Raw genomic sequence first — 17,285 nt, 5'->3', positions numbered from 1 at the left:
TTGAGGATTTTCAGTTGGCTTTAAAAATAACGTAGCATAGCTGAAAAACTTATACCTTCCGGTGCTCTCATCTTCTTTGGCTTCCTTTCCTGTTAAGCCTGGGCGGTTTGAAATTCTGTTTACTCCTTTGTTTGCAATTGCTGCTGTACCATTTTTTTCTGCGGTTTTCGTTTTTAAATGATAAAAAAGGTAAGGATAGCAATCGGGAAGCAAGGAGAGCGCCTGCCTTTATGATCAATTAGTTTCGGGCAGGGACAGCTTATTTAAACAATAATGATCTTATTGCCAAAGCATTCTTAGATCCTTTTATCTTGACATATAGATCATGCTGACCGGCAATGGCGGGTATCTTTGCAGATATGGCCGACCATTTATTCAATGAGCCCGTACTTTTAACCGGCATAACCGCGATTCTCCTGCCGTCTTTGTTTAGGTCATCGATCCATATTTCAACGCTGCCGTTACTAAGCGCCGCGGCGGTCAAAGAAATACTGGTTGCTTTGTTTGCCCCTCTCCCCATATCCACTCCGCCCAACATCGCCCAACCTCCGGCATCGTTGTTTAAGATAGCGCCATCAACCTGAGATAACGTAACGCCCCAATAATTATTGGCGCCTGCTAAGGGCTGCTCCGAATAACCGTCTTTATAAACGAAAAGATCGAAATCCGCTTCCCTGCCTTCAGCAAAAAGGCCCAGGCTGGTACCTACCCACGAATTAAAATTAGGCTGGGCTTTGTCCAGTTCACTTGCATTGATGACCGTACCGATTTGATGCCATTGCAGACCATCAGAACTGTAGTAACCGGTTAGCTCATGCGCTTTTCGCTCCAGCTTTAGCCATACGCTTTCCCCAATTTTGTTTTCTGTGCTGAACGACTGGCCGCCCATCGCGAAATTGAATATTTTTCTGCCTTCTTCAAACCCAGTACAAAGACGCACGTTTACCGATTCATTGCCGGAAGCAAGGTAAATCCCCGCCTCTTGCCCCGATGCCAGTGCATTCAGCCTTACCCGCGTAACGAGCGAATAATAATGTCCCGCCTCTTTTTGCAGAATGTGGGTCCTGCCAATTTTCGGCTTAAGCCTAAGCCAGCCTTTATTGTCAGTGACTGAATACTGTTGCGCAGCGTTCTTGTTGAAAAAATGCCAATACAACGACAAATTTGAACTTGAAAATTCATCCGACCTCGGTAAGCGCCAGGCCAGGCCGTTATTTGTAAGATTTGGACGTGCAAGGGGCATATCTGAGGGATAAGGAACAAACGGACGGCCGTCGGCTGTCCACTGAACCTGCAAAATCAGGTCCTGCCTTCCCTGGCCGCTCCAGTCATCCCCTTTGGGCGCATCATAACTTTGCGCGATACACCACCAGGTACCGTCGCTTAACCGAAATGGGGACGACATATGATTGACTGATCTGAACCTGTTATCCGGATCTTTTGAAAATGCGAATATTTTTCCAAGGTTCTCCCATTTCGCTGAATCTGCAGTAAGTGATCTTGAACGAAGTACATACTGCCCGCCTGTAACATCACCAGCCATGAAGTAATAATACCAGCCGTCTCTCTTACACATCACAGGACCCTCAGCCCAGCTGTATTTCTTGTCGTGATTGATCCAGTCCAGGTTAATCAATTTGCCTGTCAGGTGGCCGGAACGATCGATCTGCTGTATGCGGTTAGCTGTCTGACTGGCTTTAATGATCATGTAAGGTGTGCCGTCGTCATCTACGAAAATAGAATTATCGTAGCCGATAGGGCCTGTATCCGGGGTTGTTTTAACTTTTTCAGGCGCAGACCATGGCCCCGACGGTTTCGCGGCGCTTGACATGTATTGCCCGCCTCCTGCGCTGTTTGAAAAATAAATACGATAAACGCCATAAAAATAGGTTATTGCGCCTTGCCAAATGCCGGCACCCGGCGCCCCGGACTTTAACTCATCCCAATCCGCGGGCACAACCCTTGAAATGAGCTCCCAATGCAACAGGTCTTTGGAATGGAGAATCGGTAAGTTAGGGACGAAATGAAAACTGGAGCCGCACATGTAAAAGTCATCGCCAACCTTTAAGAGTGTCGGATCCGGATGATCCCCGGCGAGCACCGGATTGACATAAGTTCTAACCAGGGTTGCTGCATCCTGGGGGTAAGGGGCCGGCTTGATATCTTCTACCTTATTGAACTGGGCCATAGCGCCATGATACCAGAAAAAAGAACAAACAACTATTAAACTACAACGGGAAATAATGGATTTGAAAGTCATCAGTGTACAAATGAATATAAGACCTAAAAGTATGATTACAGCATTCGCCCGGATGTCCTGTATGTAACTAATCGTACAACGAATGTGCAAAACCGCCATATTGATAACGCTCATTGCAGATATCGAATAGCTGATTATCCATATTGTCATTAGACTTTAGGTGACATGATCAAAGGTGCCGAATTATCAAAACAAGGCTATTGTTCCATTTTTAAGTCATTGCGGCAATAGTAATGAGTATAAAAAAAGGTAAAAAGTGTCTTTCCTGTATGTGCCTTTTTATAAAAAACTGTTAAGAGTTGTACTGTGTGCTTTCCTGCTGATATAGTGAGTATCGTCCGGGCTGAACATGTGCAAGGCGTCCGATTTGTCACTTATAATGACTATAACAAATGATAAACATTAGGCACAATTGGCGTATTATCAAGCCTTTTGTAATATCCGACAGGCCGGTTGATTTAAATTTTCGGCGAATTAAAAAAATATTCAATTTTAATTATTTAAGACACGTTTATGAAAACAGTTGTCAGGTATCTTATTAATGCTTCAGCGCTGTTGTTTTGCTTTCAAACTTCAACAGCACAACAGTTTGTCCATCCGGGGCTGCTTCAAAACCGCGAAGACCTGGCCAGAATAAAAAACGGTGTTGCCATGCGCATTGAGCCCATTTTTACGGGCTATAATGAATTAAAAGAGAATCGCCAGTCGCAGTTCGATTATAAAATGCAGGGGCCAATGGAGATGGTTGGCCGAAATCCTACCGTCGGCCAGGGTGTTTATGATGCTGACGCCAATGCGGCCTATCAGAACGCCATCATGTGGACCATAACAGCCGATCAACGTTATGCGGAAAAAGCAAAACAAATTGTTGATGCCTGGGCATCGACATTAAAATCCATAACAGGCCGTGACGCCGTATTAATGGCCGGTCTTGGACCGTTCAAAATGGTTAATGCCGCGGAAATTTTGCGCTATACCAATTCAAACTGGGCACCTGTCAAAATTAAGCAAGCTGAGAAGCACTTTAAAGAAGTGATTTATCCGGTTATTAAGGATTTTGCACCTTTTGCTAACGGCAACTGGGATTCAGCTGCACTAAAAACAATGATGGCCATAGCAGTATTCTGCAATGACCGGCCAATGTTTGAACGCGCGATTGTTTACTATCAATACGGCGAAGGCAACGGCAGCCTTCCTAATTATATTATTAATGAAGAAGGCCAGTGCCAGGAAAGCGGAAGAGACCAATCGCATACGCAATTAGGTATAGCGCATCTTGCCGATTGCGCCGAGATCGCGTGGCAACAGGGACTAAACCTTTACGGTATACTCAATGATCGCCTGCTCAGGGGCTTCGAGTATACCGCGAAATATAATTTGGGGGGGGATGTTCCTTATTTGCCCGCAATGGACCAGACCGGAAAATATTTGCATGCTCAGATAGCTACAGAAGGGCGCGGCAAACTGCGTGCGGTTTATGAAGAGGTATTTAATCACTATGTTCACCGGGCGAATAAAACAGCCACTTTTACGCAGAAAGCTGCTGAAAAAGTACGACCGGAACCGCAGGGCACACCAGGTGCAGACCATATTGGCTTTGGTACTTTATTGTACTCACGCAGCCCGCAAACTATTGACCCCTATGCAAAGGTTAAGCCGTGCACTCCGTCGGGATTGACGGCCATGCCTGAGAACAGATCCATTCAATTGACGTGGGTACCGGTACGGGGAGCCATTTTTTATCAGGTTAAAAGGGCAATCAATAGGAAAGGGAAGTTTAAGATAATTTCCACCAGGGTTACTAATGCACAGTTTCAGGATAAAAACGTAGCCCCGGGGCGCAAGTATGTGTATACGGTATCGGCAGTGAATAATAAAGGCAGAAGCACGGATGCCTATCCTGCTGCTGTTACAGCGGGATTGCCTGCCGGATGGTCGGTTACCGATCTCGACCCCAAATCAAAAAAAGGACAAGCACGGTCATTGGAATCTGGTTTTACTGTTGAAGGTAACGGCTTGGGATTTACCGGAAACGAAGAGCAGGCTACCTACATCCATCACAAATTAGTGCCTTATCAAACGCTCGCCATTCATTACCAGCCGCAGTTGACTTCGCAGTTCACCGGTTTCGGCATTTCGTTCCGGCAGTCTGCAAAGGAAAAGGGGACCGGGGTAAATTTGCTGATCTATCCAGAAGTTTCGCAACAACTTGAGGCCCCCAAATGGGTAGTAACCTGTACGGCTCGGCTTCACCCGGGCGATAGTTTAACACAGGTGGGAGCGACGCTCGATATAAAAGAACCCGTGATATCTTTTAACCGTATGACGGGCGGTTGCTGGTTGAAGTTGGTTCAGGAGCAAAACCAGGTAAACGCGTTTTATTCCGCGGATGGTAAAGATTGGCAACTGATCGGGACTGTTGCGCGAAACCTATCGCTGACAGAAGCCGGCATAATTGTTTTTTCAGGGCTTGAAGCGGTATCTACAACGGTCAGGTTTGATCAGGTTAGGTTAGAATAATCTTTTAAAAATATTAGTATAGCCGGAAATGCTGACATCGTCAGGTCGGGTTTATATAACAAAAAGTCTATTTGGAACAACAATATTCTTTTTGATACCCATAAATTCGTTAACCATTTAGCTTGAGCAAACAAACCCGTGATCATATCTGCTGGTTGCACCATCAATTTTGGTGTGCCTGCGGTCGAAAAGCCCGGATTTTTACAGGACTTGATAAGCCGGGGCAACTGAGGTGCAATTATAAACTTTGTTTAAACTGGTTATGACGTTACAGAATTTTAAACCGGAAAAATGAAAACTAAGCTTTCCCTGATTTTTTAATACTATGTTCGGTAATATTTCTTTTGCGCCCATTATTGCTGGCCTTGTTTCAGCCCTGCTTTGTTTTAATAAAGCCAGTTGCCAGCCTAAACAAGTAGCCCAGTTATGGGGCAGCTGGACTCACTGGGGCGACCAACCCGACGGCACTTACCGTAACCCTGTCTTACCTGGTGATTACAGCGATGTAGATTGCATCCGGGTGGGTGCTGACTATTATGCCGTATCCTCTACGTTTCAGTATTCGCCTGGTTTTGTGATCCTGCACTCTAAGGACCTGGTGAACTGGCGCATCCTGGGGCACGCCGTCAACGATATTTCGGTGATTTCGCCGGCTATGAATTACACCAGGATGGACCGTTACGGCCGTGGGATCTGGGCGGGGGCCATACGCTATCATAACAACCGTTTCTGGATCTACTTCGGAGATCCGGACGAGGGTTATTTTATGAGTTCGGCTACACGGCCCGAAGGCCCCTGGGCACCTTTAAAACATGTACTGAGCGAAAAAGGCTGGGACGACTGCTGCCCGTTTTGGGATGATGACGGCCAGGGCTACCTGATAGGCACCAGGTTTGCCGACAACTATAAAATCCACCTGTTTAAAATGTCGGCCGATGGCTCGGTGATTGAACGGGAAAGCGACAAGGTGATTTACCAGTCGCAGGGCAGCGAGGCAAACAAGCTGTACAAAATTAATGGCTATTATTACCACCTGTTTAGCGAGGTGCGCAACAACGTAAGGGTGCTCATGATGGAGCGGGCCAAAGATATCCGGGGTCCTTACGAAGGCCCGCAGCAATTGAGCGAAGGTCAGCCGCAATTTAACGAACCCAACCAGGGCGGATTAGTGCAGGCAGCTGACGGTAAGTGGTACTTTTTGACCCACCATGGCTCGGGCGATTGGTCGGGCCGGATATTGAGCCTGTTACCTGTAACCTGGACTAATGGCTGGCCTATCATTGGCCAGCCTAATGCTGCGGGCCTTGGCGAAATGGTGTGGCAGGCCCCCATGCCCGTAACCGGCACCGACCGGGCTGTTCCGCAAAGCTCTGATGAGTTTACCGGCAACACGCCCGGACCACAGTGGGAATGGAACTACCAGCCCCGCGCCGGCAAATGGTCCTTAACCCAACGAAAAGGCTGGCTCAGGCTGCACGCCTTCAAGCCGCTCAAAAACGATTTGCTATATGCCGGCAACACCATAACCCAGCGCTGCTACCGCACCAACGCCAACGAGGCCACCGTTAAAATTGAGCTGAGCGGTATGGCTAACGGCCAGCGCGCCGGGCTATCGCACTTTGGAGCACCCCATTATGCGGCGGCCGGTGTAGTGCAAACCAACAGCGGTAAACAGTTGCAGTTCTTTACTGAAAATGCCGTAACCGACGGCCCTATCATTAAGGGCAATAGCATTTGGTTACGCACTGTGTGGGGCCTGGATGGCAAAAGTAATTTTACGTACAGCACGGATGGCAGGCATTTTAAACCCATTGGCGAAACCTATCAGTTAAGATGGGGATCTTACAGGGGCGACAGGCTGGCCATTTACAGTTTTAACGATCTGCAAGATGCCGGTTTTATTGATGTTGATTACCTGCACTATCAATATTCTCATTAACAACAGCTCTAAAAGGGGTGCAGACTGACTGACCCTATACATGCATAATCCCTACCAACCCGATGATACGCTTAATATCCGCACTGCAATTATTACTCGTTTACAGTATATTGACCACGGCCCCGGCCGCCGCGCAATCCTGGACGGCCGACAATGGTAACGGCACCTACACCAACCCGTTGTTCTACGACGAATTTTCAGATCCCGACCTGATCCGGGTAAATAACGATTTCTACATCACAGGTACCACCATGCATAGCGTACCGGGCCTGCCGGTGCTGCACTCTACCGATTTGGTGAACTGGCGGCTGGTGAGTTACGCACTTCCGCGTTTTGACGACAGCGATGATTTTAACCTGCGCAACGGTAAAGAAGCTTATGGGCAGGGGATCTGGGCGCCCTGTATCAGGTACCACAACGGTACATTTTATATTTTCTCCAACATAAACCGGCACGGCCTGCAGGTATTTACCGCTAAAAGCGCGGCCGGCCCCTGGAAACAATACGACCTTAAAAAGCCTGTTTATGACCTTTCGGTTCTGTTCGAAAACAACAGGATCTACATCGTTTACGGGCAAAGCGAAATCAGAATGATTGAACTCAAGCCCGACTTTAGCGGCTTTGAACCCAATACCGACAGGCTGCTCATCGCACGAACCGAGGCTATGGGTGAAGGCAACCATTTTTATAAAATCAACGGTAAATATTACATCACCAATGCCGATGGCGGCCGCTTGCAGTGCGCCCGGTCTGCCAATATCTACGGCCCTTACGAAACTACGGTGATAAGCGCCAAAGAGACCATGGGCACTTCGCTGGGCTGGTTTACCAACAACATGGGCCAGGGCACGCCCGCACCTTCCCCCACCGAAAACCTGACCATGGTTAAGCGTAATGACCAGCTGTTAGCCTCCGTGCCCATGCACCAGGGCGGTATTGTAGATATGCCAAATGGCAAGTGGTGGGGCTTTTCGATGATGGACTTCAGGTCGGTGGGCCGCACTACGTTCCTCTCGCCTGTTACCTGGCAGGATGGCTGGCCTTACTTTGGCCTGGCGGGCAACCTGGGCCGCTCGCCCAAAACCTGGTTTAAGCCTAACAACACATCAGCACCGCATGCCCCTTACGTGCGGAGCGACGATTTTAAATCAGGCCAATTGGCTTCCGCCTGGCAATGGAACCATAACCCCATCAACACTCACTGGAAACTTAAAGCCGGCGAACTACAGCTGCACACCCTGCCCGCCAAAGATTTTTTATGGGCACACAACACACTTACCCAACGCTGCGTGGGCCCCGAGAGCGAAGCTACAGTAATCCTGGATGCCTCGCACTTGAAGGAAGGAGATATCGCCGGTTTAGGCCTGATGAACATCCCTTACGCCTGGGTGGCCGTACTGCGTGAGGGTAACGGGTATACGCTGCGTTTTTTTGACCAGTATAAGCATCAAACTATTGATAAGCCGCTACAATCGCCGCAGGTGAGCTTACGGGCTTTTGGCGATTTTGATAACGATATTGCCAGGTTGAGCTACAGCATTAACGGAACGGGGTTTGAAAGCCTTGGCGATACCATTCGCCTGCCTTACCAGTTAAAAACATTCCAGGGTACCCGTTTTGCGCTGTTTGCCTATAATACCCAAAATAAAGAAGGCGGCTATGCCGCATTCAGTAAATTTGAACTGAAGGAGCCCCTGGCTGACCGATCCACAAACCTGCCCATCGGAAAAACAATTACACTAACCAACCTGGCCGACGGCCGCATGGTATGGGCCGATCCCCACGGCATGCTCGTCCCCGGACGGAGTTACCGGACCAACGAAAAAGACACGAGCTGCAATTTCAGGGTGATTGACCGGGGAAATGGCCGCGTTGTGCTGCAGGCCATGAACGGTGCCGGCTTTGTAACCATTACCGGCCAGGGTATGGCGGCCGATGTTCGGCTCAGCCAACAGGAAACTGCCGCCAGCCTGCTGCTGTGGCAGGATATGCTGCGAGGCCAGTGCATGCTGCTCTCATTACATACCAACCGTTTTGTGGGACTGAACCCCCATACCGGCGAATTGTATGGGGCCGACTGGCCCGGAACCCTGCCCGGCAAAAAAGATGGTACCGTTTTCAGCTGGCAGGAAATTGCTCCATAAACCCGCGACAAGTTTACCTATATGATGCAGGCCTATACGGTGCAATTATCGGCTGTTTCATTTGGCCAGCGATGCCTGTCTGTGAAAAAACTTAGCTGTTTTTGAACCGGTGCCCTCCCTTATTTACCTATAAACACAGGAATGTGAACCTTTTGATTTAACACCAATTCGATTTAAAATTTAATTTTTGATTAATATTAATTCTGGAGAGTATAAACAATTTGCTTTATTGTCTTATAATGGAGTTTTGCTCAGATTATAAGCTAAAATATTGCTCACTAAATTTAATTATATCTACAAAATGAAAAGTAAATCAATTCAATTGGCTATTTGTGTCATAGCCTCGCTGTGCGGATGCAGCAAACCGGTATCTGTTCAGAGCGTAACAACCGGCGGTAAAGACAGTGTAGCAGGCAAAAATTTAACGTCATATTCGTTGGGTAGCGTAACAACCATTGTTCACCCGGGAATGCTGCATTCGGCAGCGGATTTTGCCCGGATGACGGCCAAAGTAAATGCCGGGGCGCAACCCTGGCTCGACGGCTGGAACAAGCTCGTCGCTAACGGCCATTCATCTGCTACGTATGTTCCCAGGCCGGTAGATACTATTGTGCGCGGGAAGGCGGCAAGCGGAAAGGGCGAGAATTACATACTGGCTTGCCAGGACGCGGCCGCGGCTTATCAAAATGCATTACGCTGGAAAATTAAGGGCGATACCGCCTGCGGGAATAATGCCGTAGCTATTATGAACGCGTGGGCGGCAAAATGCAAACTGATTGACGGCGATAGTAACAAACAGCTTGCAGCCGGCCTGCAGGGTTACCAATGGGCCAACGCGGCCGAAATTATGCGTAGCTACAGTGGCTGGTCGGCAACCGATTTTACCGCTTTCAAAAACTTTATGCTTAATGTGTATTATCCCGTATCAAGCGATTTCCTGGCGAGGCATAATAATACCTGCGGAACACATTACTGGTTAAATTGGGATATGTCAAACCTTTGTACCGTGCTGGCCATTGGCATTCTTTGTGATGATATCAGTAAAGTTAATTACGCTATCAATTATTACCAGCACAGTGGTGTTGGTACAGCGTATATAGGGCGTGTAACCACCGCTACCTATCCCAACGGAATGGACCAGGCGCAGGAAGCCGGAAGAGACCAGGGGCACGCCACCATGGAAGTTCCGCTCTTTGGCACTTTTTGCCAGATGTTATACAACCAGGGGCAAAACTTTTTCGACTATAATCCCTGGAACCACGTTAACCCACCACTTTTGGGAGTAAGCGAATATATCGCGGCTTACAACATCAATACAACCAACACTGTCCCTTATACAACTTATAATAACTGTGAAAATTCAAACCAAACCGTTATTTCAAGCGGAGGCCGGGGCAATGTTCGCCCGGGTTGGGAACTTGTTTATAACTATTATGTTAAAGTAAAGGGAAAGACAGCCACTTACACTACTCAATTTGCAACTAAAGTACGCCCCGAAGGAGGTGGCGGTGACTACGGAGGTAATAGTGGCGGCTATGATCAATTAGGTTTTGGCACACTGACCTTCTCCCGTTAAACAACAAACAACTAAACAGGCTGCACTGGCTTTGTCAGATACCGACGAAGCCAGTGCTTTCCTATGGTAATAGATCCGCGCAGTTTAAATCATAAACAACAAGCGCTGGCGATGGAAATTGTAGCTACTTTGCGGCCCAAACCTGCAAACTAAATAGCCGCTTCTTGATATTTCGAATTAAATTCTATCTTTGCATCCAATTCCTGATTTGTTAATCTTTAAATATCAAGGAATCATGACAGAGCAAATCTACATATCGCCCCTTTCGCTCATTGCCTGATCAGGCAGGCAAACCCTGTATTTTATTAAATAATTAAACGGTTGCGTCAGTAACCTGTGCATTATTTTGCCTGCCCCCAAATTCACTGGATTTTTTGAGCGCTCTAACAAGGGTATATCCTTACTCAAGGACGAACTGAGATCAAAAATCAAATTCAGGAAAATTAAATGAAAGTGTGATGAACACACATGAATGGCCGCGCTGTATCAAATCGGCACGGCGCAAAAGGCGGCTCGTTAAAACCGGTCGGGATAAACAACTGATACAGCTTCACAAACGGCGCGATGAACTAAGGGAGCAAAGAAGGCTTTTGCCTATGGTTGCGCTTGAACACCCGTATCAACGTGGCTGGAAACGTTTTTTTGTGTTGCGGGATGACCAGAAGCATAACCCGGGGAATGACTTTTATGAAGCCTTGCTAATGAAAATTAACACGGTTGAATATCATCAGGACAAATCCTTCAAACGGAAAAAACGACGCAAACAACGTTATGTGTACCAGGCAAAACCGCAAATACTGCGTGAATTGTCGCAGCATAGCTGGGATATCAACAGGATCAATTTAACCGAACAGGAAAAGACTTGCTTTACCCGTGTTGAAACTTTTGATGTTAAAACCTACCGTACCGAGGTGAAATACGTGTTTGCCGAGCCCTGGCGATATGTGCTAAAGGTAGCGCCGCATATGGTAACACATACTAAAATGATCGATGCGGATATTGAAAGGGAATTAGCGTGGATAGACGAACACATTGATAACAACCACTTGTGGCCGCGCATTAACCTGTTAACCCGTGGCCGGAGCTATCGCTGGAAAGATGAGTTTAACGACCGGCCAAAATACATTAACAAATTTAAAAACATACCAAGGTATGCCTGTAAAGAAGGTTACCTGGAATTAGAAACATAACCCACATGGGCAATTTAAGAACAAAAGATTTAAGTAAAATAGGTTATCATAATGATCAGCTGCGAAGCCTGGTTATTGGTATAATCTCTAAAAATTTCAAGCACCATAGTAAGCAGCAGCTACTGGACCTATTGGTGGATATTAAGAACGATCCGGAAGCATTTCTGGATGATGAGTTAACAAGCAAGATAGCCGAAAAGGTAATTGGCAAAACGGATGCACCATCCTTTAAAACGTTTGCACTGCGTGATGAACCGGTGTACTGCAAAACTTACGGTGGCAAGGGCATTGAGCAATCGGCCAAAAAACAAATGGAGCTGGCTAATATGCTGCCTGTAAGCGTTCAAGGTGCATTAATGCCTGACGCGCACATGGGTTTTGGTTTGCCTATTGGTGGGGTACTCGCTGCAAACAACGCGGTAATTCCCTATGCTGTAGGTATGGATATTGGCTGCCGCATGGCGCTGTCAATTATCGATGAGAGCGACGGTTTTCTAAAACGGTTTGAATATCAAATTAAACAAGCCTTAAAAAATCATACTCATTTTGGTATGGAAGGAGGCCTGGATGTAAGGCAGGAGCATGAAGTGCTGGATAGTAGGGTATTTGATGAGGTCCCATTTTTGAAACCGCTGCGGAGTAAGGCGGTACGGCAATTAGGCACCTCGGGCAACGGAAACCACTTTGTGGAGTTTGGCGAGATCGAACTTTTGGCTGATAACGCTTTAGGTTTACCCGCTAAAAAGTACACGGCCTTGTTAACACATTCAGGCAGCCGGGGTTTAGGCTCGGCAATAGCGAGGCAGTACACGCAGTTAGCCATGAATACCTGCAAACTTCCGCGCCACGCACAGCAACTGGCCTGGTTGGATATGGACAGTGAGGCGGGCCAGGAATATTGGTTAACCATGACCCTGGCCGGAGATTACGCCAAAGCTTGTCACCAGCGCATACACGCCAACCTTTTAAAGGCTTTAGGCTTGAAAGCTTTACACGTGGTAGAGAACCACCACAACTTTGCCTGGAAAGATCGATTGGCTGACGGCCGGGATGTTATTATCCATCGCAAAGGCGCGACACCGGCGCATCAAGGCGAGCTGGGTATTATCCCCGGCAGTATGACCACACCGGCTTACCTGGTATCGGGCAAAGGCACAAATGATGCATTATACTCTGCATCGCACGGTGCGGGCCGGGCCATGAGCAGGCAAAAGGCTAAGGACAGCATGACGGTTTCGGCCATGAAAAAGTTGCTGACCAATGCAGGTGTAACCTTAATTGGCGGTACCGTTGAAGAGAACCCCTTAGCTTATAAGGATATCGAGGCCGTAATGGCGGTGCAAAGCGACCTGGTTGATATCCAGGGCAAGTTTTATCCACGTATCGTTCGAATGAATAAGGAGTAGTGATGAAAAAGATGATAATACAAATCACTTCAGGCAAAGGCCCGGCAGAATGCTGCCGGGTTGTAGCCCGCGTACAAAACCTGATGTTGAAGCAAGCCAAACAGCAAGGCATTCAGCTTGAAGTACTGGAAAACAAAGCCGGCGGGTTAAACGGCACGTTACTATCCGCTACGATGATGGCTACAGGTAATAACCTGGATGCCTTTGTAAAAGAATGGACCGGCACTATACAATGGATAGCGCAAAGTCCGTATCGAAAATACCATAAACGTAAAAACTGGTTTGTAGGCGTATCTGTGTTTGACGTAAAAGAACTGATGCAATGGAACCCTAAAGATGTAAAGCTGGAAACCTGTCGTTCGTCGGGGCCAGGCGGTCAAAATGTAAACAAGGTGGAAACCGCGGTTCGGGGAACACATTTACCATCGGGGCTGCAAGTTATGGCAATGGATAGCCGGTCGCAGCTCGAAAACAAGAAGCTTTGTTTAGCCCGGCTGGAAGCCAAAATACTGATCTGGCAAACAGAAAAATTGGTAGAGCAGCAGCAAAGTCAATGGCAGGAGCATAACGCCCTGGAGCGTGGTAATCCGGTTAAAACCATCAGGGCAGTAATTTAAAACGGACGGCAAAAGTAACCGGGTTTTTTCGTAAAAGCCTCAAAACGGCGTTTGGCTGTTGTTTTAGAGGTTTTGAACACTCTGATATTCTCCACATATCGATTACCAGGCTTTTAGATTAATTTCTAAAAGCCTGTTTTTTATGGGTACTACACCGGCACAACACTTTCCGTAAGTTTTATTGATATGTTCCAATCCCAATCTGCGTGAAAAATAGACTTGTAAGGTTTTTGGCCAAAACGTTTTGTCCCAGCGGAAAGTATCTTGTCATCCGTTTCGTTAATAAATTAACTATCGGCTGATCCCTATTGATACTGTCGACACAGCACCAGCATATTAATTATTTATCTGGTTTGAAAGTGAATATCACAATGCGGCAACCACTGCTTTAACTGTGTCTTGTCTTCTTTTGATAAGTAATTGTCATCCAATCTTATCTCTTTTAATTTTGTTAATTTTTTGATTTCAGGAGAAATATAACGAAGTGGGTTATTCCAAATTTCAAGTTTTTCGAGATTAACCAACGAACCTATACAGTTAGGGATACTATCTATTTGGTTATCAAAAATTAGTAATTCTCTAAGATTTGACAGACAGCGAATATTGCCAGGTATGCGTTTGATCTTATTGCTATAAACCTGTAATGTTTGAAGCCCACTTAATTTATTATCTACGAAGCCCAAATCTTTAAACTCATTCTCTTCAATTGAAAGCCATTTTAGGTGGGGAATAGTCTTGATTTTTTCAGGAAACATTAACAATTTATTGCCAGAAATATCAAGATACTCTAAACTATCAAGGTTTGAAAGATCAGTTTTAATTTCGCGGATTTCCGTTTTTCCTACCAGCAGGCTTTTTAACCCTCGCATTTTATGCAAATCATTAGGAAGTGACTTTATGGGGTTTGCACCCAAATAAATACTATGAAGTGATTTAATTTTATAAAGCTGTGGGGGTATTGTTGTAAATTTATTCTGTGCGAGGTAAATTGTATTAATTGGTAATGTGCTGACAGCATCGGGCAGGTAAGCAAGTCCGGCACCTTGAAGAGTTAGATAGGCTCCCTCATTAGCCATTACAATTGGCACTCCTGAAGACGTATAAAGGGTTTTCAATTTGCCTGCATCAATTTTGTTCACAATTTCTACTATACGCTTCTGCGCTAATGAATCGGATTTCCCTCTTTTGCTAAATAACCATGCCTTTACTATTCCCTTGCTTTTAATACATGGATATTGAAAGTTTGGGTTCCATTCAATGTCATTCGTTTCAACTGCAGATCTATCGGAGTACCGGTATCGTTGCCAGGTTGGCATCTCTTCCTCTTTTGTAGACGTGATGACAATACCACTATCCGGGATGGTAACAGTTTTAGTCCATAGAAAAGCTGGAGGCAGCGCAGGGTAACCTTGAATTCCGAAAACTATCCCTGCTGCGCCCCTGGATGCTTTAGAGAAGATGAAAGTTGTATGTTCCTGCCATTTCAAAGCACAATAAGAAACAGTAAAAATATATACTGCCGATACTCCCATCTGTATTAGTTTAAAATGTTTAGTCTTGGAAGCAAAATAATTAATGAGATAAAGTAATATTGAACTTATCATCATCAATATCCCTATTCCCAGTCCAAACCCACCGGTGAAGTAAATTATTGCAAGGCCTAAACAGATGGCCAATATGGCAAGGGCTTTGAGCGGAGTTATGTTTGATCTTTTCAATTTTGTCAAGCTTGGAATCGCTAATACTAATATGGCAACAACCAGGAATCCTTCCCTGTACTCAGATCGTAATGATAAACTCCCGCGCGCATGCCTGCGTAAATAATATTATTTCTGATAACCATTGAATTGGGATAAAGAGCCGCGTACCATAATCCTTTATCTACTAAAAAAAATATTTGTGCATTTCGACCTACCTTTAACAAACTTTTAGAAGTAATAATGATAAAGTTATCTTGATGATCTAATGCGATAGCTTCTGGTGCTGTTGGTAGTTTTAAGTGTTCTCTCACAGCCCACTTATCATTTGGTTTGTAGATTTCAATAATGCTTCCTTCCGAGGTTCCTAAGTGTGCAAGCCCTTCAATGGCGTATTGTTTGCCTCCTCTATTAATAAACTGCACTATCTCATGACTTGATATTTTATAATAATTCTTACCATCACTTGAAACCCAGTATAGAGCACCACCCCATTCACCTCTGTAAAAGCCTACTAAATAACCATCTTCTACTTTCAAGATTGAAGCCCTTCCTCCAAAGTCACGACTATCAGCTTTTTTAACTTTAATTTTAAAAGGTAATTGAGGAGATGGAAGTTCTTTCTTATCTACCACAAAAACAGAATCGTTTTTCTTATAGACAGCCCATTCGTGAAAAGAGAAACCATATTTTCTGAGGCTGTCCGGATTAGTAGGAATTGGATGCGTATTCCAGTTACTGATTAGCTTTTTATCAGTTTGGCCTAAACAACTTTCGAGGCTAAATACTATTAATATAATAAGTAGGTTAACTTTCATAAGTTGTAGAAAGAATTAATTAATAATCATAAATATGCTCTATCGTCACTCCTTTTAGTTTAAGTGTTCTTACAAGCGAGCTAAGGTTTCCCACCGTTGTCACTAAAGCAACCCTGCTTAAGCCCGGCCTGGTAAAGATTGGCTGAGTAAATAGTATTTTATAATTAGCGGTTATATTTAAAGGTTTTTCAGTTAAAACGGTAAGCATAATAGCACTTTCATTTCCGGCAATCTCAGTAAAACCAACACCATTTTTTGCCAGCTTACTAACCGCTGTATTAAATTCAGCATAACGGGGTAAATTAGCCAGCACCATACCATTTGGCAATACTTTTATATTATGCATAAATCCGGTTGTATCCAACCCTGTGGGTAGCCTATCCATCACTACTGCTGTTTGCAACGAGGCTGTTTCATAAGCCGATTTGGTGCCGAGGCCAATCAACCAGCCATAGCCACTTTTAACCAATAGTTCGGTGGTTAGATAATAGCGCCTCTCCAGTTTACGCAGCAAATGCGGACCGGAGAAAGAGGTGCTGCTCCACAACATTTTAAGCTGATGGTTAAAATCATACTCGTACCATGGCAACGCCTCAATAAATTTCACATAGCTGTATTCATAGTCGGCGTTAAACTTATCTTCGGCGGTCATTTCTTCGTTGGGGCTGATATCGGTCACCCGGCCAATAACGGTCTCGTAAAATGATTTGATACCGTACTCAACGGTTGTGCTGCCGGCTATTACCCATATCATCACATGGTAGCCGGTATTGAAAGGGAAATTTCCTTTAATCTGATCGTACATTACACCGTAACCACCCCACATCTGGTCAACATGTTTCAGGTATGGAAAGGTGGTTGAAGTATGGGTTTTAAAGTAATCTGCCTGTTCAGCCGGACTAAACACCAGGAACCATTCGGGGTAGGTCAGAAAAGTTTGATCAGGCGGACGTACGGCTGCCTGAGGTGTTAGCGGGTGCTTATTGATTGACAGCCAGGCTTTATCCACCAATAAACCCTTCCCGGCAGGCACAGTGGATGGCTTCCTGTTTTTAACAACAAAAGTTATGATAGCCAGTAGCAGCGCAATTAATGTCAGTATCCTTAGCCTTTTCATG

At 45.7% G+C, this 17,285-nt stretch carries 11 protein-coding genes; 7 read left to right on the top strand and 4 right to left on the bottom strand.

The features are described from left to right. Positions 1-259: 259 nt before the first annotated feature. Positions 260-2,188 carry a family 43 glycosylhydrolase gene (locus tag IEX80_RS17995; RefSeq protein ID WP_188833672.1) on the bottom strand — a complete coding sequence of 643 codons (1,929 nt, stop codon included), beginning with the start codon at positions 2,186-2,188 and terminating at the stop codon, positions 260-262. A 585-nt stretch (positions 2,189-2,773) separates the two neighbouring features. On the opposite strand from IEX80_RS17995, the gene IEX80_RS17990 reads away from it, so the two are divergent. From IEX80_RS17990 to prfH, 7 genes are all read left to right on the top strand, one after another. Continuing rightward, positions 2,774-4,780, top strand: coding sequence for an alginate lyase family protein (locus tag IEX80_RS17990; RefSeq protein ID WP_188833671.1), 2,007 nt, complete (start codon positions 2,774-2,776; stop codon positions 4,778-4,780). A gap of 325 nt (positions 4,781-5,105) precedes the next feature. Then, the gene (locus tag IEX80_RS17985; protein ID WP_090532434.1) at positions 5,106-6,719 is read left to right on the top strand and encodes a glycoside hydrolase family 43 protein; all 1,614 of its coding nucleotides are present in this window, start codon (positions 5,106-5,108) and stop codon (positions 6,717-6,719) included. Between the two features lie 62 nt (positions 6,720-6,781). Then, the gene (locus tag IEX80_RS17980) at positions 6,782-8,863 is read left to right on the top strand and encodes a glycoside hydrolase family 43 protein (RefSeq protein WP_090532432.1); all 2,082 of its coding nucleotides are present in this window, start codon (positions 6,782-6,784) and stop codon (positions 8,861-8,863) included. Between the two features lie 301 nt (positions 8,864-9,164). Further along, positions 9,165-10,439: an alginate lyase family protein gene (locus tag IEX80_RS17975; protein WP_090532430.1), complete on the top strand. Its 1,275-nt coding sequence runs from the start codon at positions 9,165-9,167 to the stop codon at positions 10,437-10,439. 458 nt (positions 10,440-10,897) lie between these two features. After that, positions 10,898-11,629 carry a hypothetical protein gene (locus tag IEX80_RS17970; protein ID WP_090532428.1) on the top strand — a complete coding sequence of 244 codons (732 nt, stop codon included), beginning with the start codon at positions 10,898-10,900 and terminating at the stop codon, positions 11,627-11,629. Positions 11,630-11,634: 5 nt separating this feature from the next. Beyond that, positions 11,635-13,035 carry an RtcB family protein gene (locus IEX80_RS17965; RefSeq protein ID WP_176625981.1) on the top strand — a complete coding sequence of 467 codons (1,401 nt, stop codon included), beginning with the start codon at positions 11,635-11,637 and terminating at the stop codon, positions 13,033-13,035. A gap of 2 nt (positions 13,036-13,037) precedes the next feature. Continuing rightward, the gene (prfH, locus tag IEX80_RS17960; protein WP_188833670.1) at positions 13,038-13,652 is read left to right on the top strand and encodes a peptide chain release factor H; all 615 of its coding nucleotides are present in this window, start codon (positions 13,038-13,040) and stop codon (positions 13,650-13,652) included. Positions 13,653-13,996: 344 nt separating this feature from the next. Here prfH and IEX80_RS17955 read toward each other — a convergent pair whose 3' ends face one another. From IEX80_RS17955 to IEX80_RS17945, 3 genes are read right to left on the bottom strand one after another with little or no spacing between them, the layout of a single operon-like run. Further along, positions 13,997-15,370, bottom strand: a complete 1,374-nt coding sequence (locus IEX80_RS17955; protein ID WP_176625977.1) for a leucine-rich repeat domain-containing protein — start codon at positions 15,368-15,370, stop codon at positions 13,997-13,999. A gap of 26 nt (positions 15,371-15,396) precedes the next feature. After that, positions 15,397-16,167 (bottom strand): hypothetical protein, encoded by a 771-nt coding sequence (locus tag IEX80_RS17950; protein WP_090532422.1) that lies wholly within the window; start codon positions 16,165-16,167, stop codon positions 15,397-15,399. Positions 16,168-16,186: 19 nt separating this feature from the next. After that, the gene (locus IEX80_RS17945) at positions 16,187-17,284 is read right to left on the bottom strand and encodes a hypothetical protein (RefSeq protein ID WP_188833669.1); all 1,098 of its coding nucleotides are present in this window, start codon (positions 17,282-17,284) and stop codon (positions 16,187-16,189) included. Position 17,285: the final 1 nt, after the last annotated feature.

This window comes from Mucilaginibacter rubeus (assembly GCF_014643835.1).
GTDB classification, from domain to species: Bacteria; Bacteroidota; Bacteroidia; order Sphingobacteriales; family Sphingobacteriaceae; genus Mucilaginibacter; species Mucilaginibacter rubeus.
This window is presented reverse-complemented; position numbering and strand designations above follow the sequence as displayed.